This is a genomic window from Streptomyces sp. NPDC032745 (assembly GCF_055579465.1).
The window spans coordinates 153001-174260 of sequence record NZ_JBVING010000017.1; the positions used below are offsets into that span (position 1 = coordinate 153001).

Annotated in this window: 20 protein-coding genes; 11 read left to right on the top strand and 9 right to left on the bottom strand. The window is 73.8% G+C overall.

Annotated features, from left to right (window positions below):
- Positions 1-5: 5 nt before the first annotated feature.
- The 3 genes from ACZ5WG_RS34025 to ACZ5WG_RS34035 all read right to left on the bottom strand — a co-directional run bounded on the left by ACZ5WG_RS34025 (position 6) and on the right by ACZ5WG_RS34035 (position 4669).
- On the bottom strand, positions 6-1361 hold the full coding sequence (locus ACZ5WG_RS34025; protein ID WP_468728266.1) for a hypothetical protein: 1356 nt from the start codon (positions 1359-1361) through the stop codon (positions 6-8).
- A 109-nt stretch (positions 1362-1470) separates the two neighbouring features.
- Positions 1471-2352: a cupredoxin domain-containing protein gene (locus tag ACZ5WG_RS34030; RefSeq protein WP_468728367.1), complete on the bottom strand. Its 882-nt coding sequence runs from the start codon at positions 2350-2352 to the stop codon at positions 1471-1473.
- Between the two features lie 184 nt (positions 2353-2536).
- Positions 2537-4669, bottom strand: coding sequence for a right-handed parallel beta-helix repeat-containing protein (locus ACZ5WG_RS34035; RefSeq protein ID WP_468728268.1), 2133 nt, complete (start codon positions 4667-4669; stop codon positions 2537-2539).
- A 228-nt stretch (positions 4670-4897) separates the two neighbouring features.
- Here ACZ5WG_RS34035 and hmgA point away from each other — a divergent pair, with 228 nt between their 5' ends.
- The gene (gene hmgA / locus ACZ5WG_RS34040) at positions 4898-6211 is read left to right on the top strand and encodes a homogentisate 1,2-dioxygenase (RefSeq protein WP_468728270.1); all 1314 of its coding nucleotides are present in this window, start codon (positions 4898-4900) and stop codon (positions 6209-6211) included.
- A gap of 51 nt (positions 6212-6262) precedes the next feature.
- Positions 6263-7012, top strand: a complete 750-nt coding sequence (locus ACZ5WG_RS34045) for a GntR family transcriptional regulator (protein ID WP_389414098.1) — start codon at positions 6263-6265, stop codon at positions 7010-7012.
- 74 nt (positions 7013-7086) lie between these two features.
- On the opposite strand, the gene ACZ5WG_RS34050 is transcribed toward ACZ5WG_RS34045, so the two are convergent.
- Complete coding sequence (locus ACZ5WG_RS34050; RefSeq protein ID WP_468728271.1) at positions 7087-7248, bottom strand: hypothetical protein; 162 nt, start codon at positions 7246-7248, stop codon at positions 7087-7089.
- 180 nt (positions 7249-7428) lie between these two features.
- On the opposite strand from ACZ5WG_RS34050, the gene ACZ5WG_RS34055 reads away from it, so the two are divergent.
- Positions 7429-8556 carry a type ISP restriction/modification enzyme gene (locus tag ACZ5WG_RS34055; protein ID WP_468728368.1) on the top strand — a complete coding sequence of 376 codons (1128 nt, stop codon included), beginning with the start codon at positions 7429-7431 and terminating at the stop codon, positions 8554-8556.
- A 43-nt stretch (positions 8557-8599) separates the two neighbouring features.
- On the opposite strand, the gene ACZ5WG_RS34060 is transcribed toward ACZ5WG_RS34055, so the two are convergent.
- The gene (locus ACZ5WG_RS34060) at positions 8600-9334 is read right to left on the bottom strand and encodes a TetR/AcrR family transcriptional regulator (protein WP_468728273.1); all 735 of its coding nucleotides are present in this window, start codon (positions 9332-9334) and stop codon (positions 8600-8602) included.
- 63 nt (positions 9335-9397) lie between these two features.
- On the opposite strand from ACZ5WG_RS34060, the gene ACZ5WG_RS34065 reads away from it, so the two are divergent.
- The 3 genes from ACZ5WG_RS34065 (at position 9398) to ACZ5WG_RS34075 (ending at position 12490) form a co-directional block, all read left to right on the top strand.
- Positions 9398-10387 (top strand): ATP-binding cassette domain-containing protein, encoded by a 990-nt coding sequence (locus tag ACZ5WG_RS34065; RefSeq protein WP_468728274.1) that lies wholly within the window; start codon positions 9398-9400, stop codon positions 10385-10387.
- Entirely contained in the window at positions 10384-11172 is a 789-nt protein-coding gene (locus ACZ5WG_RS34070; RefSeq protein WP_468728275.1) for an ABC transporter permease, read from the top strand. The genes ACZ5WG_RS34065 and ACZ5WG_RS34070 overlap by 4 nt, the downstream gene beginning before the upstream one ends.
- 94 nt (positions 11173-11266) lie before the next feature.
- Positions 11267-12490: a CaiB/BaiF CoA transferase family protein gene (locus tag ACZ5WG_RS34075; protein ID WP_468728276.1), complete on the top strand. Its 1224-nt coding sequence runs from the start codon at positions 11267-11269 to the stop codon at positions 12488-12490.
- Between the two features lie 38 nt (positions 12491-12528).
- Here the strand turns inward: ACZ5WG_RS34075 and ACZ5WG_RS34080 are convergent, their stop codons facing one another.
- On the bottom strand, positions 12529-12798 hold the full coding sequence (locus tag ACZ5WG_RS34080; RefSeq protein WP_172671376.1) for a hypothetical protein: 270 nt from the start codon (positions 12796-12798) through the stop codon (positions 12529-12531).
- 348 nt (positions 12799-13146) lie between these two features.
- Here ACZ5WG_RS34080 and ACZ5WG_RS34085 point away from each other — a divergent pair, with 348 nt between their 5' ends.
- Positions 13147-14856 (top strand): protein kinase domain-containing protein, encoded by a 1710-nt coding sequence (locus ACZ5WG_RS34085; RefSeq protein ID WP_468728370.1) that lies wholly within the window; start codon positions 13147-13149, stop codon positions 14854-14856.
- A 9-nt stretch (positions 14857-14865) separates the two neighbouring features.
- Here the strand turns inward: ACZ5WG_RS34085 and ACZ5WG_RS34090 are convergent, their stop codons facing one another.
- Positions 14866-15669, bottom strand: a complete 804-nt coding sequence (locus ACZ5WG_RS34090) for an SGNH/GDSL hydrolase family protein (RefSeq protein WP_468728371.1) — start codon at positions 15667-15669, stop codon at positions 14866-14868.
- Positions 15670-15866: 197 nt separating this feature from the next.
- Here ACZ5WG_RS34090 and ACZ5WG_RS34095 point away from each other — a divergent pair, with 197 nt between their 5' ends.
- On the top strand, positions 15867-16976 hold the full coding sequence (locus ACZ5WG_RS34095; protein WP_468728278.1) for a DUF5925 domain-containing protein: 1110 nt from the start codon (positions 15867-15869) through the stop codon (positions 16974-16976).
- A 56-nt stretch (positions 16977-17032) separates the two neighbouring features.
- Here the strand turns inward: ACZ5WG_RS34095 and ACZ5WG_RS34100 are convergent, their stop codons facing one another.
- Positions 17033-17419 carry a GntR family transcriptional regulator gene (locus ACZ5WG_RS34100; protein ID WP_468728280.1) on the bottom strand — a complete coding sequence of 129 codons (387 nt, stop codon included), beginning with the start codon at positions 17417-17419 and terminating at the stop codon, positions 17033-17035.
- Between the two features lie 71 nt (positions 17420-17490).
- On the opposite strand from ACZ5WG_RS34100, the gene ACZ5WG_RS34105 reads away from it, so the two are divergent.
- From ACZ5WG_RS34105 to ACZ5WG_RS34115, 3 genes are all read left to right on the top strand, one after another.
- Positions 17491-18441: a GNAT family N-acetyltransferase gene (locus tag ACZ5WG_RS34105; RefSeq protein WP_468728282.1), complete on the top strand. Its 951-nt coding sequence runs from the start codon at positions 17491-17493 to the stop codon at positions 18439-18441.
- Positions 18438-18923: a ribonuclease FAU-1 family protein gene (locus tag ACZ5WG_RS34110; protein WP_468728283.1), complete on the top strand. Its 486-nt coding sequence runs from the start codon at positions 18438-18440 to the stop codon at positions 18921-18923. Before ACZ5WG_RS34105 ends, ACZ5WG_RS34110 begins: the two co-directional genes overlap by 4 nt.
- A gap of 245 nt (positions 18924-19168) precedes the next feature.
- Complete coding sequence (locus ACZ5WG_RS34115; RefSeq protein ID WP_468728285.1) at positions 19169-20203, top strand: lytic polysaccharide monooxygenase; 1035 nt, start codon at positions 19169-19171, stop codon at positions 20201-20203.
- A gap of 132 nt (positions 20204-20335) precedes the next feature.
- Here the strand turns inward: ACZ5WG_RS34115 and ACZ5WG_RS34120 are convergent, their stop codons facing one another.
- Entirely contained in the window at positions 20336-21202 is an 867-nt protein-coding gene (locus tag ACZ5WG_RS34120; RefSeq protein ID WP_468728287.1) for an esterase/lipase family protein, read from the bottom strand.
- Positions 21203-21260 lie beyond the last annotated feature (58 nt).

Consider the following 21260-nt stretch of genomic DNA (forward strand, 5'->3'; position numbering starts at 1 on the left):
CGGTCTCAGTTCAGCAGGAGGCCGATCCCCCCGATCGTGTAAGTGATCATGAGCGCGAGCAGCGGCAGCTGGCCGGCGACGGCCCTGGCGGGCGGGAAGAGGCGTACGGAGCGGTCGTGGGCGGCGATCACGCCGAGCACGTGGCCGGTGACGACGGCGAGGACCTGGAGGGCGGCGAGAGCGCCGGGGCCCAGTGGCGACAAGGGTTCCGGGGCGTTGTCAGTGCCGAGTGCCATGCTTACTGTGCGTGGTCCTTCGGTTACGAGGAGGGAGAAGTAGTGGGCGACGAGATAGCCGAGTGCGATCGGTACGAGTGAGTGCGCGAAGGCGGTCAGCGGGCCCGGGTGCGGGCCGCAGACGAGGCGGGTGGCCGCCGCGCAGAGGCAGTACAGGGTGGCGACGAGGGCGATGGAAGCGAGCAGTCCGAGCGTGGCCGTGGGGGTGCGGCCGAGGGGGGAGGTCTGGAGGGTGTTGATCCACGACGGGTTGTCGGAGCAGCCGTCGTAGGCGGTGGAGCCGAGCAGGACGCAGACGGTGGCGACGAGTCCGGGCCGCTCGGGCGTCGCGTCGAGTCCGTGGAAGGGGTTGCGGAGCACCAGGCGGCCGTCGCTGCGGCGGCCGAGGGGAGAGAGCCGGGCCAGGAGGGCGGAGTACACCTCGAAGGCGTCCGCGCCGGCGAACCAGCGCTCTCCGAAGCGGGCGGCGAGCGCGAGGTGGGCGGCGGTGTACAGGGCGAGGGCGGTCAGGAGGGTGGTGGTGGATGCGGGATCCGGAGCGGCGAGTTCGAGCCAGGTGAAACCGAACAGCCCGGCGGCGGCTGGCCATTGGCCGAGCCGGGCGGGGAGGGGGGCATGTGCCTGACGCCGGGCGTGGGGCAGCAGGCGGTACAGGGTGCGGAGCGGGTTGAGCAGGCGCCAGACGGGGCCGAGGAGGAGGGAGGCGGGGACGAGTCCGACCCAGAGGAGGACGTAGACGGCGCCGGGGGCGGGGTTGTGCGCGGGGTCGTCGGGACCGAGGAGGAGGAAGAGGAGGAGGGCGAGCGCGGCGGCGAGGCCGAGTCCGCGCAGGGCGGTACGGGTGGCCGGCGCGTCGGCGATCCGCTCGAGGGCGGCGGGCAGGGCGAGGCCTGAGCGGTCGCCGCGGAAACGGGAGGAGGACCAGAGCAGACCGAGCGCGAGGAAGGAGACGAACAGCGCGGCGAAGGCACCGGCGAATGCGTAGAAGGGAGAGATCGGCAGATCGTGCTGGGACCCGATCCCGTGCGCGAGCACGGTGAGCGGATCGGCCGGGTGAAGGACCACGCCCTGGCCCCCGCCACCGCCGCCCGCGGCGGGTACGGGACCCGGCCCGACCGGGGTCATCGCGGGCCGCCCGCGCGGCCTCGTTCCCCGCCGCGGAAGGGGAACGTGGCCGGGTGGGTCCGGCCCGGGGTGGGCGCGGGCGCGGGCGCGGGCGCGGGCGCGGGCCGGGTCACCGGACGAGGAGCTGGGTCAGGACGAGGCGGGACTCGTGGGTCTCGACCTCGAAGAGGCCCGTACGGTCGGCCGTCAGGACCAGGGTGGCCTCCTGGCCTGCCGGCAGGGCGAGTTCCTTGTCGTAGCCGTGGACGTGCAGGGTGTCCGCGCGGTCGCTGGTGACGCGCAGGGCGATGCGTTCACCGCGCCGCAGTTCGGTGCGGCCGGGGGCGGGGGTGACCTTGCCGTCCCGGACGGTGAGGGTGACCGTGCGGTCGGCCTGCGCCTGCGGCGACGGCGGCGGTGCCGAGGGCGACGGCTGCGCCGACGGCGGGGTGTGGCTGTGGCCGGCCTGTCCGGGGGCGGGGGCTGCGGCGGTGAGCTGGGCCGTGCCCTCGACCGGCTTGCCGGCAACGGCCCAGGCGGTGTGGTCGTCCGCGTAGAGGCGGACGGTCAGGGTGTGCGCGCCCTCGGGGACCTGCGCGGCGGGCAGGTGGAACCAGGGGCCGTACAGCCGGGCCAGTTTCCGTCCGTCGAGCTCCAGGTGCGCGTGGCCGGCGCCGGGGAGGGCGGCGCCGCCGGTGCTGTCGGGGGTGAAGCGGAAGTCCTTCACCGTCAGCTGGAGGTTCCAGCCGTCCTCGGAGTCGGGGCGGGCGGCGAGCTGCACCTCCGGCGCGCCCTCGGCCGGGACCTCGCGGAGCCGGTGGCCGGTGGGGTCCTGGGCGTCGAGCAGGGTGCCGACGCTGCCGGTGGCCTGCTCGTGGCTGGTGCCGGGCTTGTGGTGGGTGGTGGCCCGCCCGCCGCAGCCCGTCGCCGAGCCGCCGAGGAGCAGGAGTACCAGCGCGAGCAGGGCCGCGGTCCGGGTGCCCCGTCGGGCCCGCGCCCCGACGGGCGGCACCCCGCAGCCATCGCACCTGATGGGATTTCGGGTCCGGTCGTCGCTCACTGCACTCCTTCGTAGGTCATGCCTTCCCGGCAACCGGCCGGCTCCGCCCCACCGGCCGGGCACGGCCCACTGCGACACCCGTCTCCGCCCCGGCACATGGGGCCGGCGCTCGGCCGGGTGCCGTGGGGGTCGGGGGTCATGCCACGTCCGGGGTGGCCTCGGTGTGCAGGGCCGGGTCCGGGCCTGCCGGGGCCGGGGAGCGGTCGCCCGCCGGGTCGCCGCCCGGGCCGGCGGGTCCCGCGGGGCGGTCCGGGGTGGGGGCTGGGCGGGAGGCGGCGACCACGGCCCACAGGACCCAGGGGATCGTCAGGAGGGCGCGGAGCCAGGAGGGGCCGACGGGGATCCAGGGGATCATCAGGACGGCCTTGTCGAAGGCGTCGAGCAGGGTGAGGGCCGCCAGCAGCAGGGTCAGCCGCGCCAGCCAGGGGCGGCCGGGGCGCAGCGCGATGCCCGCGCCCGTCCACCACAGGCCCAGCAGGAGCAGGGCCAGTGCCGGTACGAAGGTGCCCACGAGCGGCATCGTGGAGCCGGCCACGTCCAGGGCCAGCCCGGCCAGGCCGAGCAGCGAGGCCGCCGTGCCCAGGCGGGATCCGCGCAGGCGGCGCCACCACAGCACCCCGCCCACGAGCAGCAGCACCGCCGCCACGGCCAGCGCGATCTGGGTCTCCACCCGCTCCAGGCCGCGCGCCCCGTACCAGTCGCAGCCGGCCGGGAGCTTGCGCGCCTGCACGCTGTAGTCGGCGCAGACCAGCAGCTGGGCGAGTTTCACCGGTTCGCCCAGCAGGCGGGAGGACCCTCCGGACACCTCGCCCCGGCGGTCACCGCAGTGCGGGAGGGTGCCCGGGGTGGAGCCGTCGGGTCCGGACTGCCAGCAGTTCCCGCGGCCCTGACCGTCCCACCACACGTCCATCCCGTTGGGGCGGGACGCCCCCGACTTGTCCTTGCCGAGGATGTTGGCGGCGTAGCGGTTGTGGTGGGAGGTGTCCGCCTGCTTCGACCACTCCTCCTCGCCGCGGATGAACGCCGGAACGGCCGAGAGGAAGAAGCCCGCACGCCGGTGCCCGTACACCCAGTTGTTCTCGTAGACGTTCCAGTTGCCGCCCGCGGTGATGACGCCGGTGCCCGGCGGCATGGAGATCTGCGGGCAGACCACCCCCTGCTCGTAGCCGCGCTCGATCGGCGGCTTGGCGCAGGTGCCGTCGGCGACGTGGCCGTAGTAGTCGGCGTTGTTGTCGTGGATCAGGTTCCGCTCGAACTTGGCGTGGTTCTGCGGGAGTCCGGGATGCCCGGGGAAGGCGCTGTCCATCGAGGCGCCGCCCATGTTCTGGTCGAACTCGTTGTCATGGACCCAGACGGAGTCGCCCGCCGTACCGGAGTAGCCGACCATGTTGTGGTGGCTGTGGCAGCCGGTGATCTCGATGGAGTAGCGCGGGACGTCGTAGCCGCGCCCGTCGTTGATGTTCGAGGCGCTGCCCGGGTAGATGCCGGAGTCGCCGTTCCCGTACGACTCGCAGTTCTTGTAGAGCCCGTGGTCGCTGGCGAAGGTCAGGAACCCGTACTCGTCGTTCCACCGGGTCAGCACGTCGTCGATGACGAACCCGTCGCCCGCAAGGACGTACAGCGAGTTGAAGGTGGTGCGCTGGGCGGTGAAGTTGCGGAAGTAGATGCCGTTCGACTTGTCGGCGCGGATGGCGTTCAGCTTCTGGTACTTGGCGTCGATGACGACGTCGAGACGTGACGCTCCCGTGCCTTCGATCTGCAGGTCCGTCTTGCCGAGGATCGCGACGAGGTTCTGGTTGTGCCGGCACTGCACCTGCTGCTCGTACGTCAGGATCTGGTAGCCGAGCGAGGAGTTGGGGGCCTTGAGCTCGGCGCACTCCCCCGTGGGTTTCGGCAGGGAGGGCTCCTCCTCGTACAGGCCGGGGAGGATCGCGATGTTCGTGCCCGGCCGGTCCACGGCGTCGACGGCTTCCTGGAGGTGCCGGTAGCCGCCCTTCTCGCACCGCTCGTACAGGGCGAGGTTGCGCTGCTTCAGCTCCTCGGGAAAGGCGGATATCCGGCGTTCGAAGGCGGGCCGGTCGGTCTTGCAGACCAGCAGGTCGGGCTCGGCCTTCCGGTACTGCGGCACGGATCCGGAGCCGTCCGGGAGGGCCACCGGGCGCTCCTCGTGCGCGCTGGCGGCGGGCGCGGCGGCGAGGAGGGACAGGAGAGCGAGGAGGGCGGCGAGGAGCGCCGCCGGCACGGCAGGGAACCTGCGGGTCCACGACATGCGCGTGAGAGTAGAGCAATGTTCATCTTTTTGGACCCCCCGCGGCACCGCGAATCGACACCCGGATCGACATCTCGCGCCGGGCATCGCGAATCGGTATCCCGCATCACCCGCCGCCACCCCACCCGCCCGATCCGGCCACGCACCCGCGGGGCCATTGACGCGCGGGCCACGGAATCCTACTGTCGACCATAGGATTCCTTCGACAGCGACAGAGCGGGAGCACCCATGAGCGAGCAGGCCAGGAAGACGGCGGAGGCACTGGAGTACCTCACCGGCTTCGGCAACGAGCACAGCTCGGAGGCCGTCCCCGGCGCCCTGCCGTCCGGCCGCAACTCGCCCCAGCGCTCCCCCCTCGGCCTGTACGCGGAGCAGCTCAGCGGCAGCGCCTTCACCGAGCCGCGCAACCACAACCGCCGCTCCTGGCTCTACCGGATCCGCCCCTCCGCGGCCCACCCTCCGTTCGCCCGGACCGACAACGGCGCCCTGCGCTCCGCACCCTTCACCGAGGCCCCGGCCGACCCCAACCGGCTCCGCTGGAACCCGCTCCCCGACCCGGCGCCCGGCACGGACTTCCTGGCGGGCCTGTGGACCCTCGGCGGCAACGGCGACGCCACCCAGCGCACCGGCATGGCCATCCACCTCTATTCCGCCAACACCTCCATGACCGACCGGGTCTTCAGCGACTCCGACGGCGAGCTGCTGATCGTCCCCGAGCGCGGCGGCCTGCTGCTGCGCACCGAGCTCGGCCTGCTCAGCGCCGGCCCCGGCGAGGTCGCCCTGATCCCGCGCGGCGTGCGCTTCCGCGTCGAGCTCCTGGACGAGGACGCCCGCGGGTACGTCTGCGAGAACTACGGCCGCCCCTTCGAGCTGCCGGACCTGGGCCCGATCGGCGCCAACGGTCTCGCCGCCGCACGCGACTTCCGGGCCCCGGTGGCCGCGTACGAGGACAGCGAGCGCCCGACCGAGGTGGTCAACAAGTTCTGCGGCAACCTCTGGGCCGCCACCTACGACCACTCCCCGCTCGACGTGGTCGCCTGGTACGGCACGCACACCCCGTACGTGTACGACCTGCGCCGCTTCAACGTCCTGGGCTCCATCAGCTACGACCACCCCGACCCGTCGATCTTCACCGTGCTGACCTCGCCCTCCGACACCCCGGGGCTGGCGGGCGTGGACTTCGTGGTCTTCGCCCCGCGCTGGCTGGTCGGCGAGGACACCTTCCGCCCGCCGTACTTCCACCGGAACGTCATGAGCGAGTACATGGGCCTGATCGAGGGTGCCTACGACGCCAAGGCGGAGGGCTTCGTCCCCGGCGGCGGCTCGCTGCACAACATGATGTCCGCGCACGGACCGGACCGGGAGACCTTCGACAAGGCGAGCGCCGCCGAGCTGAAGCCGCAGAAGATCGACGACGGTCTGGCCTTCATGTTCGAGACCCGCTGGCCGATCACCGCCACCACCCAGGCGGCCGGCGCCGATCACCTCCAGCGCGGATACGACGACGTCTGGCAGGGGCTCCAGCGCCACTTCCGCGCCTAGTATCACCAAGGGCCACGCGCCCCACGCCCCGTCTGTACGGAGAACCCACCCGTGACCGCCTTCGCCCCCGACTCGCTGGTGCTCAACCGGAAGCTGCCGCTCTGGTACCAGGTGTCACAGTCGCTGCGCGCCTCGATACTGGGGCGCACCCCGGACGCCTCGCTGCGCCTGCCCACCGAGGAGCAGCTCGCCGAGCACTACGGGGTGAGCGTGCTGACCATGCGCCAGGCGCTCAAGGAGCTGGAGGGCGAGGGGCTGATCAGCCGGCACCGGCGGCGCGGCACGTTCATCGAGCCGGGTGCGCGGCGCGGGGCGCCGGTGCGGCTGCTGGGTTCGGTCGATGCGATCGTGGCGCAGCAGTCGGGCGACCGTACGACGATTCTCGGCCTGGAGCGGACCGCGGTGTCCGGGGAGCTGCTGGAGCACTTCCCGGACACGGCCGAGGTGGTCACCTATCGCCGGCTGCGCCACGACGGCGAGAGCGGCGAGCCGACCAACTGGGTGGAGAACGCGGTACGCCCGGAGGTCGCCGAGGCGGTGGACCTGGCCGATCTGGCGCGCTGGCCGATGACCAAGGTGCTGCGTGACGTGGTGGGCGTGCGGATCAGCCGGATCACGGACACGGTCGAGGCGCGGCTGGCCGACCCGGAGACGGCCGAGCTGCTCCAGGTGCCGCTGCTCAGCCCGATCCTGCACTACACGGGCGTCACGTACGACGAGGACGGCCGGGTCGTGGACGTGGCGCGGATCCGGTACCGGGGCGACCGCTTCTCGTTCACGGTGACCGTCGACGCCACCTGACCCCTGCCCGGCAGCGCTGCCCGGCACCGCTGCCCGGCACCTCTGCCCGGCCTCTGGGCCGTACCCGCAGGGGGCTACTTCTCCTCGTCGTCCGTGCTGCGCTCGCCCTCCGCCTGCGACGGCGTGGTCCGCATCGTCTGCGGGTGCCGCTGCATCTTCTCCTTCTCGTCCATGTCCTCGTCGAGCCGCTCGCCCTCGGCCTGCGACGGAGTCGAGTACTCGTCGTACTGACTCATGACCGCCTCCTCGACATCGGAACATATCCGTATATAGGGAGCGTAGCTCTTCGGCCTGGACACAGCCCGGCCGCGCCCCACCCCCACCCCTGCCTGCACCCCCGGCCGCACCCCCGGCCGCCGCCTGCCGTCGCTACCATCTGCCGGGTGAGCGAAGACGTACCGCTGCTGGACGATCTGATGCCCTGGGCCGTGGGCGGCCTGCGCCTGGGCCGGGCCTGGGTGGCGGCCCCGGACCCCGCGGCCCTGCGCGCCCGCTGGGCGGCCCTGACCGGCGCTGAAGGGGCCGAGCGGGACCGGCTGTTCCGTCCGACCCGGACCCGTACGCCCACCACCGGCGCGGCGGCCCTGCCCGGCCGGCGCTCGCCGTCGACCGCCCGCTTCACCGATGCGCCGGGCCCCTGCCCGGACCCCGTACGGGTGCTGCGCGACCCCTTCGACGAGCAGTGGCTGCTGCCCGACCAGCGGCTCATCGACACGGCCCGCCCGGAGCTGTGGCGGGTCCTGGACGAGCACCAGCTCTTCGCCGTCGAGACCCCGGAGCTGCTGGTCACCGCACACCTCCCGGCCGGCCGCCTGGGCCGGATCCGCCCGCTGCACCGGCGCCCCGGCGGCGCCGAGCCCAATCTCGCGCCGGGCCTGCTGCAGCTGCTCGGCGAGCGCTACGGCGGCTGGGTCACCCCGCAGGACGTGCTGTGCTGGATCCTCGCGGCGGGCCGCCCCGGGCCCCGGGGGTACGAGGTCCCGCTGACCGGCGACCCCGGGCGCTGGCGGGCCGGGCTGGAGCTCGGGCACCGGCTGCTCACCGTCCAGCTGCGCGGCGGGCCCGGCGCCGAGCCGCCCCGGCTGCCGGGCGGGCGGCGCCCGTACGTCCGCTCGGCGGTCCAGGCCTGGCCGGACGGGCTCGCGTACGACCCGGACACCGAGACGATGAGTCTCGGGGCCGGGACGGTCTCCCCCGTGCCGCCGGGCGCCTGGGAGTACGAGGTGCAGGGCGGTACGCGGGTGCTGGAGGCCTGGTTCGCCGCCCGGACCGCCCACCGGGATCCGGAGGCCGACGGGCTGGACGCCCTCGGGCCGGCCGAGTGGCCGCAGGCCTGGACCTCGGAGCTGCTCGCGCTGGTGACCACCCTGGCGCTGCTGGCCGATCTGGCCCCGGAGCGGGCGGCGTTCACCCCCGGGCCGCCGCTGCCGGCCGCCGAGCTGGCGGCTGCGGGCGTGCTGCCGCCGGCGCGCTGGACCCGGCGCCCGGCCTCCGTGCTGGACCACCACGAGGAGGGCCCGGGCGGCCAGTTCGCCCTGCTCTGACGCGGCCAGTTCGCCCTGCTCCGACGGGGCCGGCCGGCCGCACTCAGCCCTCCGCCGGCCCCCACGCCCCCAGCAGCCGGGACACCGAGCGGTCGAACACCGTGCCCAGGTCGGGGGCCGCCTCCGCCACCGGGTGACCGCCTGCCAGCGCCGCCGCCAGCAGCGGGTACTGCCCGGTCGCCAGCCTCGAGCCCAGCCAGGCCGTCCGTACGCCCTCCTCGGCCGCCTCGCTCCACGGCAGCGACCGGGCCCGCTCGGCCAGGGCCAGCTCGCTCGCCACGAACGCGGCCACCGTGCCGTTGACCGCGGCGACGAGCTCCAGCTTCTGCGCACCGGAGACCTCCAGCGGGACCAGGCAGTCCAGGCTGTGCTCCAGGTAGCGCAGCGCGTTCGGGCTGAAGCCGTGGACCGGGGACAGCAGCCGGGGCAGCCACGGGTGGCGGTGCATCAGCTCCCGCGCCTGGCGGGCGAGCCCGAGCAGGTCGGCCCGCCAGTCCCCGGTCGGCGGGGTCAGCTCGTACTCCCCGCTCACCGCGTCGACCATCAGCTCGTACAGGTCCTCCTTGCGCGGCACGTAGTTGTACAGGGACATCGTCCCGGCGCCGACCCCGGCGGCCACGCGCCGCATGGAGACGGCCTCGATCCCCTCCGCGTCCGCGATCCGCACGGCCTCGGCCGCGATCGACTCGCGGGTGTGCGCGGGCCGGGGTCCGCGGCCGGCGCGCCCCGGGCGGGCCCAGATCACTTCGGGTTGGGCGGGTCGCCCGCTGGCTGCCATCACTCATCACCTCGCCCTCATCCTAGTTACGTACAGCGTACGTAGTGAGGTAGGGTCCGCTGCATGACAACTACGTACGCTGTACTTAGTGAAGCCCTGGAGAAGCGTTTCGGCGAGGTCCACGCCCTGCGCGGCCTCGACCTGGCCGTGCCGGAGGGCACGGTCTGCGGCCTCCTCGGCCCCAACGGCGCGGGCAAGACCACCGCCGTACGGATCCTCACCACGCTGACCCGGCCCACCGGCGGCCGCGCCCTCGTCGCGGGACACGACGTCACCCGCGATCCGGACGCCGTCCGTCGCGCCATCGGGGTCACCGGCCAGTACGCCTCGGTCGACGGGGATCTGACGGGCCGCGAGAACCTGCGGCTCTTCGCCCGCCTCGCCGGACTGCGCGGGGCTGCCGGGCGGGCCCGCGCAGACGAGCTGCTGGAGCGCTTCGGCCTGGGCGAGGCCGCGGACCGGGTGGCCGCCACCTGGTCCGGCGGGATGCGCAGGCGCCTCGACCTGGCCGCCGGGCTCATCACCCGCCCCCGGGTGCTCTTCCTCGACGAGCCCACCACGGGCCTCGATCCGGCGGCCCGCGAGCACATCTGGACGGCGGTCCGAGCGCTCGCCGAGGAGGGCACGTCGGTCCTGCTCACCACCCAGTACCTCGAGGAGGCCGACCGCCTCGCCGACGACATCGTGGTCGTCGACCGCGGCCGGGCCGCCGCCACGGGCACCCCGGCCGAACTCAAGTCCCGGATCGGCGCGTACGCCGAGGTGACCGTCGCCGGGGCCGATGCGCTCCCCGGCGCGGCCGTCGTGCTCGACCAGCTCACCGGCGGCCGGCCCGTACTCGACCGGGAGCGCCTCTCCGCCGGGGCGACCGTCCTGGACCAGGGGCTCACCCTGCCCCGGATCATCCGCGCGCTCGACCACGCCGGGGTCCCGGTCACCGACGCGAGCCTGCGCCCTCCCACCCTCGACGAGGTGTTCCTGCGCCTCACCCGGAGCCCGTCGGCGGAGCCGGCAGAGACGACAGAGACGACAGAGACGGAGCACGCGGCATGAGCACCCTGCTGTCGGACGGCGGCGCCGTCCTCACCCGCCAGCTGCAGAAGGCCTGGCACGCGCCCGCGCTGCTGATCCTCACCCAGACCATGCCGATCACGATGCTGCTCTTCTTCGGCTACGTCTTCGGCAGCGCGCTCGCCGTGCCGGGCTCGGAGTACCGCGAGTTCCTGGTGCCCGGCCTGCTCGCCGCCACCGCCGCGAACGGCCTGATGACCGGCATGTTCACGGCCGCGCAAGACGCCCACCGCGGGGTGACGGACCGCTTCCGCACCCTGCCGATGAGCCGCGCGGCCGTACCGCTCGGGCAGACTGCCGCCGACCTGCTGACCACTGCGGTCTCCATGGTGCCGGTGATGCTGGTGGGGCTCGCCATGGGCTGGCGGATCGAGAACGGGCTCCCGGGCGCGCTGGGGGCGCTGGGCGTGCTGCTGCTGTTCCGCTTCGCCACGGCGTGGGTGGGGACGTACCTCGGCCTGCTGAGCCGGAGCGAGGAGACGGCGGGCCAGCTCGGCAGCGCCACCTTCGTGCTGCCGATGCTGTCCAGCGCGTACCTGCCGACCGCCGGACTGCCCGGGTGGCTGCGCACGGTCGCCGAGTGGAACCCGATCAGCGCCGTCGCCACGGCGGTGCGCGCCCTCTGCGGCAACGCGGGTGGCGAGGCCGCGGCGGGCGCCGCCTGGCCGGCGGCGCACCCGGTCGCGGGGGCCGTCGCCTGGTCGCTGCTCCTGCTGGTCCTCTTCGCGCCGTCGGCCACCCGCAGGTTCGCGGACGGCCGGGACTGAGACGGGAGCCACAGGCGGACGAACCGCGCACAGCGTGCGATGTCGGCCGCCCGTATGGTGACAGGCCGGGGTCCCAACCGGTAGGCAGGCTGTCATGACAGCTGACTCGCCCGCGCCCGCACGCCCCGTGGAACCCCTGCCCCTCGACGGCGTCACCGTCGTCGCCGTCGAACAGGCCGTCTCGGCCCCCTTCGCCACCCGCCAGCTCGCCGACCTCGGAGCCCGGGTGATCAAGGTCGAGCGGCCCGACGGCGGCGACTTCGCGCGCGCCTACGACACCGCCGCGCAAGGACTGGCCTCGCATTTCGTCTGGGCCAACCGCGGCAAGGAGTCGATCGCGCTCGACCTGAAGGACCCGCGCGGCCGGGAGGTCCTGCACGGGCTGCTGGACGGGGCCGACGTCTTCGTCCAGAACCTCGCCCAGGGTGCCGCCGCCCGCCTCGGGCTCGACTCGGCCTCGCTGTGCGCGAGGTACCCGCGGCTGGTCGCCGTCGACATCTCCGGGTACGGGGCCGAGGGCCCGTACGCCCACAAGCGCGCCTACGACATGCTCGTGCAGTGCGAGGCGGGGCTGGTCTCGGTGACCGGCACCCCGGAACAGCCCGTCAAGGCGGGCATCCCGGCCGCGGACATCGCGGCGGCCATGTACGCCTTCTCCGGGGCCCTCGCGGCCCTGCTGCGCCGCGGGACCACCGGGCGCGGGGGCCGGGTGGAGGTCTCGATGCTCGACGCGCTGGCCGAGTGGATGGGCCATCCGCTGCACCACACGATGCACGGCGGGGAGCAGCCCGTGCGCACGGGCCTCGCGCACGCCGTCATCGCCCCGTACGACGCCTACCCGACGGCGGACGGGGACCGGGTGCTGCTGTCCGTGCAGAACGACCGCGAATGGCGGCGGCTCGCCGAACAGGTCCTGGAGCGGCCCGAGTTGGCCGAGGATCCGGCGTACGCGACGAACGCGGCGCGCACCCGGGGCCGGGAGAAGACCGACGCCGTGGTCGCCGAGGTGCTGGGCCGGCTCGGCGCGGACGAGGCGATCGGGCGGCTGGAGGCGGCGGGCATCGCCTGCGCGCGGCTGAACTCGGTGGCCCAGCTCGCGGAACACCCGCAGCTGGCGGCACGGGACCGCTGGCGGGAGGTGGAGTCACCGGCCGGTCCGCTCCGGGCACTGCTGCCGCCGATCGGACTGCCGGGAGGCGCGGCACCGCACATGGGTGCGGTGCCCGCGCTCGGCGAACACACCGAGGCCCTGCTGCGCGCCCTGGGGATGACGGGCGCACAGATCACGACACTGCGCCGGGATGGTGTGGTTGCGTAGGGCCGGGGGGCGAAACCAGTAGGGGTCGGGGACGGTTGTTACGAGCGGCGGCTGCCGAAGAGCGTGCGACGCAGACGGCGCAGCGGCGCGAAGAGCGAGACGCGCGCGCTCCGGCTCCGCAGGCGGTGCGTGTGGTCGCGCGAGGTGAGTTCGCGCATCAGCAGGGTCGCCTCGGCCGCCTCGCGGTGCGGGACGGCGGGTCCGCCCAGCACGGCGAGGTGGCGGTCGAGGCGCGAGCTGGTCGCGCTGCTGCCGCAGGTGATGGCAGGCACGCGTGGCGGCCTGCTGCGCATTGCTATCTGTTCCATGTTCTCTCCCCACCCGTACGAGGGCACCCGGCCCGGGCAGGTTAACCCTATCGCCCCCGCGTCGCGCTCGGGTATCCCGGTGGTGTGAATTACCCCTATGGCGACGGGGAGTTGACGGTTACTCAGCGGAGTCGGCCGTCACTCTCCGCAGGGGAAGCGGCCGTTTGAAGGGTCCCTGCGCGAGTCCCGCGCGGACCGGGGCCACATCGCGCGCACTGCGCTAACTTGGAGTGATCGCCCGCCGACACACGGACACACCTGGGGGCTCGCGTGAGTGACAACATCGGTGGGGCGGACGGGGAATCCGCCGCCGGCCGTGTCATCTCGGGCCGGTACCGGCTGCTCGACATGCTGGGCCGGGGCGGCATGGGCATCGTGTGGCGGGCCCGCGACGAGGTCCTGGGCCGCGAGGTGGCCGTCAAGGAGGTACGGCCCCCGGCCGGACTGGACGGCGCCGAGATCGGGCGCATGTACCGGCGGCTCGAGCGCGAGGCCTGGGCGGCGGCCCGGGTCTCGCACCGCGGCGTCGTCACGGTCTACGACGTGGCCACCGACGACGGCCGGCCCTGGATCGTGATGGAGCTGGTGCGCGGGCTCTCGCTGGCCGACGTACTCGGGGCCGAGGGGCCGCTCACCCCGCAGCGGGCCGCACATCTCGGGGAGCAGGTGCTGGCCGCGCTGCGCGCCGCGCACGAGGCGGGGGTGCTGCACCGGGACGTCAAACCCTCCAACGTGCTGATCGCCAACGACGGCCGGATGGTGCTGAGCGACTTCGGGATCGCCAGCCTGGAAGGCTCGTCGGCGATCACGATGACGGGCGAGGTGGTGGGATCCCCCGAGTTCCTCGCGCCGGAGCGGGCGCTGGGCCGCGATCCGGGCCCCGCGTCGGACCTGTGGTCGCTCGGGGTGATGCTGTACGCCGCCGTCGAGGGGGTCTCGCCGTTCCGGCAGGACACCCCGCTGTCCACGCTGCGGGCCGTGGTGGACGAGGAGCTGCCGCCGCCGCGCCGGGCCGGTCCGCTGACACCGGTGCTGGAGGGGCTGCTGCGCAAGGACCCGGCGGAGCGGCTGCCTGCGGCGGAGGCGGCCCGGATGCTGCGGATCATCGGGGCGGGCGGGATCGTACGGGGCTCCGGCGGGGCGGTGTCGGGTCCGGACTCGCCGACGGCCACGGTGCACCACCGGCACGGCCCCCCGGACGCGCAGGGCCGCCCCGAGGGGCCCACCCCGCCGATGCCGGTGCCGATGCCCGCGCCGGTGCCGGGTCCCGCACCGGCGGGGGCTGCGGACCGCGGGGCGCCGCCGCGCGAGGGGCGGGCCGGGCTGGTGCTGACCGCCGGGATCGTGGTGCTGCTGCTGGCGGTGGTCGCCCTGGCGTGGCTGCTGCTCAAGGAACGCGAGGAGCCGGGCGGGAGCGGCACCGGGCCGACGGGCCCGGCCACCACCTCGGCCGCGGCGTCCGTGAGCGCGTCCGGACCGGGGTCGCCCTCCGCGTCCCCTTCGCCGTCGCCGTCGCCGTCCGCTTCGCCGTCGGCCACGCCCGCACCGCACTTCGCCGTGTCGGTGCGCGCCGTACGGACGGACTACCGCGGGGCGTGCCCGCCGCCCGCCGAGCAGGCGCCCGCCTTCACGGCGACGGTCGATGCGGACCGGACGCCGGCCGTGCTGGAGTACCGCTGGGCGACGCGCAGCGGGGTCACCTCCGGCCCCGGCTGGCAGTCCGTCACGTACGCGGCGGACGGCCCCCGGAGCCGGCAGCTGGACCACACCGAGCTCACGTACTACCCGAGCGCGACCTTCGACGACGCGGTCCGGCTGGAGGTCCGGGGGCCGGACCCGACGGCCTCGGACTGGGTGGAGTTCTCCGTGATGTGCGAGGTGGAGGAGACCCCGGCGGGCGGGACCTCCCCCTCCCCCGGTCCGAGCGGTACGCCGGCCCCGGTGACGGCGGGGCCCGTCCCGGCGGGACCGGCTACGCCGGACGCCGCCGAGCCCGAGCCCGAGCCCGGGGCCGCGGACCTGGAGGCCGCCCCGGGGCCCGAAGCGGCCGCTTCGTAGCCGTCCGGATCAGGCGGCGTTGGTGAGGACGGGCAGGTAGCCGCCGGACTGTCCGGCGGCGGTGGGGTGGTACGACTCGCCGATGTTGAGCCAGTTGACGCTGTGCAGCCACGCGTCGCCGGAGCAGATCTCGTGGCCGGTGAAGGCGCCGGCGACCGAGGCGAAGGTGAACCCGTGGTTGGCGGCGCGTTTGGCGATGGCGGCGTTCAGGTAGTCGGCGGCCCCGTTGATGGCGGAGCGCTCGCCCTCCGTCAGCCCTGCGGCGCAGGTGCCGTTGAGCTTGTAGAAGCGGGGATAGCCGAGGACGACGACGTGGGCGCCGGGCGCCCGGCCGTGGATGGCGGTGTAGACCTGGTCGAGCTGGCCGGGGAGGGTGGAGTCGACGTACGCCTTGGCCTGGTTGACGCGGTTGATGCAGGTGGACTCGGACTGGAGCACACAGGTCGTCATGACGTCGGAGAATCCGGCGTCGTTGCCGCCGATGGTGATGCTGACCAGGTCGGTGCCGGAGTTCAGCGGGCCGAGCTGGCCGGAGAGGACGTCACCCGTACGGGCGCCCGAGCAGGCGGTGAAGGAGAAGGTCTGCGGGGAATGGGCGGCGGCCCACAGGGCCGGGTAGGCGCGGGAGGTGCGCTTGCAGTTGCCGCTCCCGCTGTCGTAGTTGCCGGCGCCGACGCCGGAGGAGTACGAGTCGCCGAGGGCGACGTAGCCGAAATCGGCCGTGGCGGCGGCCGCCTGTCCCGCGCCGAACAGGGCGGCGCCTGCGGCGAGTAACAGGGAGGAGGTCAGGGCTGCGAAGCGCGACATCTTCATGCTCATGTGTGCGGCTCCTTGTGGGGGTTACTCCTGAGTCCGTGGTACAAGGAGCCGGGGATGGCTGGAAGTGTTCATGCCAAGAATTTTCGGGGCAGAGTTGCCAGCCGAATCTTCACCACCGGTGCGTTTGAAGAGGGAACTTGGGCACCCGATCCGGCGAAACACGGGTGCACGAGGACACTTCGTGCCGGATCATGGGCGCCATGCCAGCCAACCCGCATGACGCGCTGCCGATCCGGCTCAACGTCGACGACAGCGATTCACCGTCGGATGTCGTGGACGCGCTGTTCCTCGGCCGGTTCGCGTCCGGCGAGCAGCCGTACTCGCACAGCGTGACGATCGAGCGGGTGAAGGCGGAGGCGACCCTGCTGCCGCCCGAGGCCACCGTGCTGCGCTCGGCGCGCGACTCCGACCGCAGCGCCACCCTCGCGGAGGGCGAGGGCTGGACGATGCTCGTCTCGCGCTGGAGCCGGGGAGCGGACGTGACGGTGACGGCGATCAGCGACGAACTCGCCTCCAGCGTGCTCGGCGAGGCCACGGAGGGCGTGCAGGACGAGCCGGAACCGCAGCCGGAGAACGTCACGATGGGCTTCTGGTACGTCTCCCCGCGCCGCGGCCCGTACCGGACGACCCGCCAGATCGCGGCCGGGACCTGGGCGGAGGTGCGGCCCAACTACACGGCGCCGGTGGCCGGGGCGATGGACCGGCTGATGAAGGTGACCCCGGACGACATCGCGGGGCGGCTGCTCCTGCTGCACGGCCCGCCCGGTACGGGCAAGACCTCGGCGCTGCGGACGCTGGCCCGGTCCTGGCGGGACTGGTGCCAGGTGGACTGCGTCCTGGACCCGGAGCGGCTGTTCAACGACGTGGGCTACCTGATGGACATCGCGATCGGCGAGGACGAGGGCACGGCGAAGGGCCGGTGGCGGCTGCTGCTGCTGGAGGACTGCGACGAGCTGATCCGCGGCGAGGCCCGGCACACCGCGGGCCAGGCGCTGTCGCGGCTGCTGAACCTGACGGACGGGCTGCTGGGTCAGGGCCGCAACGTGCTGGTCGGCGTGACCACGAACGAGGACCTGGAACGGCTCCACCCTGCGGTGGTCCGGCCGGGCCGCTGCCTGGCGCGGATCGAGGTGGGCCGTCTGACGCACGGCGAGGCGGTGGACTGGCTGGGCACGGACGAGGGGGTTCCGCGCGAGGGCGCCACGCTGGCCGAACTGTTCGCGCTGCGGCGCGGCACCGGCCCCTCGGCGCTGCTGCCGCCGCAGGGCCAGCACGGTTCGGAAGCGGGCCTGTACCTGTAGGCGGTGCGTGCCCGGACCGGCCGCGGGCTCGACCGGTGCGATCCGAAGGAGACGACCTAGTCGGCGTACCGGGCGCGCAGGGCGTCGAGGGCGGCCGACGTCGCCTCGTCGAAGGTCAGGCCCAGCCGCTTCGCGCGCTCCGCATAGGCCTGCGCGGCGGTGGCCGCCTCCCGCGCGGCCCCGTCGCCGGCCGCCGCGATGAAGGTCCCGTTCCGGCCGCGGGTCTCGATCACCCCGTCACCCTCGAGCGCCCGGTAGGCCTTCGCGACCGTGTTCGCCGCCAGCCCCAGCTCCTCCGCGAGCCCGCGCACCGTCGGCAGCTTGTACCCGACCGGCAGGTCTCCCGCCCGGGCCGCCTCCGAGATCTGGGCGCGCAGCTGCTCGTACGGGGCGGCCGCGCCGGCCGAGCCGTCGATCCGGATCTTCAGGTTCGTCGAGGTCACCCGGCGATTCTCCCCCATCCCCGGGGAAAATTCGGAGGCATCCGCCCCTCCCCGCACCTACGGTCGGCGGCATGACCATTTCGATCCGCGGCCTCCGCCCGGGCCACCCCTCGGACGCGGAGTCCGTCGTACGGGTGCGCCGCGCCGCACTGCCCTTCCTGATCGCCACCGCCGACGGCGTTGCCTTCGAGCTGTCCTGCGCCGTTCCGGCCAAGCGGCATCGCATCCTCGTCGCCGAGACCGCGGCCGGCCTCGTCGTCGGCACCGCCGAGGCCGGCCTCGTGTACGACAGCCCGGAGTCCGGCCGTTCGTTCGTCAACGCGTACGTCGACCCCGCGCACCGCGGGGGCGGCGCGGGCGCCGCCCTGCTGCGGACGGCCGAGGAGCACCTGGCCGCGGAGGGCGCCACGAGCACGTACTCCTGGGTGCTGGACGAGCCCGCCCCTCGCGCTTTCGCAGAGCGGCGCGGATACCGCCCGAGCCGCTGCGCACACTTCCTGCGCCTCGACCTGGCCTCCGCCGCCCTGCCCCCGTACCCGGACGTGCTGCCCGCCGGGGTCGAGCTGCGCCCCGGCAGCGCTTTCGCCGCCGACCCGCGACCGCTGTACGAGGCGGACGCGGAGGCCTCCGGCGACGAGCCGGGCGACGTACCGGCGGAGCTGGACGACTACGAGGACTGGCTCACTACCGTCTGGCACCACCCCGACCTCGACAAGGAGCTGACCACGGTCGTCCTGGTCGACGGGGTCGTGGCCGCGTTCTGCGCCGCCCGGACGGACCGCGCCACCCGCTACGGCTCGGCGATGACCGGCACCCTGCGCGCCTTCCGCGGCCGCGGCCTGGCCAAGCTCGCCAAGACGGACTCCCTGCACCGGGCCCGCGCCGCCGGCTACACGGAGGCCTTCACGGGCAACGACACCGGGAACGAGCCGATGCTCGCCATCAACAAGTGGTTCGGATACGAGATCTGCGCGACCGAAACGCGCTACACGAAGCAGCTGAAGGGACCCCAGCAGTCATGAGCAGCACCGAGTTGACCGTCGCCCTCACCAAGGCGGGCCGCACCAAGATCCGCTACCCCGCCGCCCTGGTCACGGACACGGGCGACCGGATCTCCGTACGCGCCCCCTGGGCGGCCGACGGCGCACGGGACTTCGGCTTCGTGCGCTTCGAACCGGGCGACGTGTTCACCGAGCACTTCTGGCGGACGCGCTGGTACGCGGTCAAGGAGGTGCGGACGGGCGAGGGCGTCCTCAAGGGCTGGTACTGCGACGTCACGCGCCCGGCGGTGGTGCAGGACGGCGAGATCCTCGTCGAGGACCTGGACCTGGACCTGTGGGTGTCGGCGGACGGGTCCGCGGTCCTGCGGCTGGACGAGGACGAGTTCGCGGCGAGCGGGCTCACGGAGACCGACCCGCAGGCGGCGGCCGAGGCGGTCCGCGCCCTCGACGCCCTGGCCGCCCAGGCCCTCGAGCCGGCCGGCCTGACCGCCCTCCTCAGCTGATCACGGCCGCTCGCGCCCTGTTTCTGTAGGCCCGCTTAGCGGTTCCTTAAGTGCACCCTAAGGATCTTCGGGAGGGCTCCGAAAGGGGTGGAACCGCTGGTGCGGAGGGCTAGCTTGGCGGGGCCAGGGAGGCCTGAGGCGGCGCCGGACCCGACGGGGGGCGGCGCCGCCCAGCCCGGTTCCCGGCGCTCCCGGCGCATCCACGACCGTGGTGCCCGCATCGCCGCTCCGAAGGAGATCCACCCATGCCCGCACGCCGCCGCACCGTGACCCGTATCGCCGCAGTCGGTCTGGCCCCGCTCGCGGTGGCCGCGTACGCCGCCGCGCCGGCGGCCGCCCACGGCTCGATGACGGACCCGGTCAGCCGGGTGGCGGCCTGCTACGCGGAGGGGCCGGAGTCGCCGAAGTCGGCGGCCTGCAAGGCCGCGGTGGCGGCGAGCGGCACGCAGGCCTTCTACGACTGGAACGCGGTCAACATCGCCAACGCGGCGGGCAACCACCGGTCGTTGATCCCGAACGGCCAGCTCTGCTCCGCCGGCAACGACAAGTACCAGGGCCTGGACCTGGCCCGCGCCGACTGGCCGGCCGGCCCGATGTCCGCAGGCGAGCACACGTTCCGGTACAAGGGGACCGCCCCGCACAAGGGCTCCTTCGAGCTGTACATCACGAAGGACGGGTACGACCCGACGAAGCCGCTGAAGTGGTCCGACCTGGAGCCGGCGCCGTTCGCGAAGGCCACCGACCCGGGCATGCAGAACGGGGACTACGTCTTCTCCGGCAGCGTGCCGAACAAGTCCGGGCGGCACCTGATCTACAGCATCTGGCAGCGCTCGGACAGCCCGGAGGCCTTCTACACCTGCTCGGACGTGGTGTTCGGCAAGGACAACGGCGGGAGCGGCGCGAGCGGCGGCACCGGTGGCGGCACCGGCACCACCCCGAGCGCGAAGCCGAGTACGAAGCCGAGCGCCAAGCCTTCCGCCGGCCGCCCCTCGGACGCACCCAAGGCCCCGACGGACCAGCAGATCGCCGACGGCGAGAGCAAGTCCACCGTGGAGCACAACGGCCACGGCGACAACGACCCGAGGACGAACGGCAGCACCGCCCTCGCCCCGGTCCCCTCGGAGTCCCCCGCGGGCACCACCAACCTGGCCGAGACCGGCGGCAGCGGCGCCACCCCGGCGATCGCGATCGCCGGAGCCGGCGTGCTGGCCCTCGGTGCGGCCGTGCTGTTCGGCGTGGCCCGACGCCGTGCGACGGCGCCGGGCCGGCACGGCCGCTAGTCCGGCGGCTGGTGGTCCGGCCGTTGGTGGTCCGGCCGCTGGTCCGGCCGCTGGTGGTCCGGCCGCTGGTCCGGCCGCCGATCCCGCGGCCGGTCCGGCCGGCTCACCGTCCGGACCGCCCGTGCGTCGCCGTCACTCGAAGACCGACGCGCAGGTGGTCCGGGAGGCGTGTGCCGGGTCGAGGGCGTTGACCGCCTCGTGCCAGGCGATCCGGTCGGTGAGCCCGATGGCGACGTGCTCGGAGAGGTCCAGGGGGCACAGGTCCTGGAGCACGACGTTCCGTACGTTGGAGCCCGTCCCCTGGAGGAAGGCGCTCCGGTAGGGCGTGACGACCTCGTCGTACTTGGTCGCGATGACCGTGTACTGGACCCCGGGGACGGTGTCCCCGCCCGCGTTCAGCTTGGTGACGAAGGGGGATCCGGCGATCTGGTCGGCCAGCCCCGGGGTCGCGGAACTGATCAGGTCCTCGGCGCCGGGGAAGTACGGGAGCAGCTGGGTGAGCCCGCTCAGGGTGGTTCCGTGGTTGTCGGGGGCGAGCCCGACCAGGGCGTTGACCTTGGGGGCGCCGCCGAGGAACTTGAGGTAGTAGTTCGGCATCATGCCGCCCTGCGAGTGGCCGACGATGTCGGTCTTCGCCGCTCCGGTGGAGGCCAGCACCTTGTCCACGAAGACGTCGAGCTGTCCGGCCGACTCGTCGATGGGGCCGAGCCCGTTGAAGAAGGGCACGCCGGGCAGTTGCCCGTAGTCGAGCGAGTAGACGCAGTACCCGCGGTGGACGAGGTAGGGGGCGAATCCGAGCCAGTTGTCCACGGAGTTCCCGAACGTGCCGTGGACGAGGACGACGGGGCGGGGATGGGCGGCAGAGGGCTTGCAGGACCAGTTGTTCCAGCCGCTGCTGGGTGCGGACGCGGCCTGCGCGGCGCCGGTGGGGGCGACGAGGGCGGCAGCGGCGAGGGTGAGGACGGCCAGCGGGCGGAGCAGGCGTCGCCAGGGCAGCATCGGGTGATCTCCTTGCTGGGTCAGGGAAATACGTGGGGGTTCGTCCCGTGATCCGGAT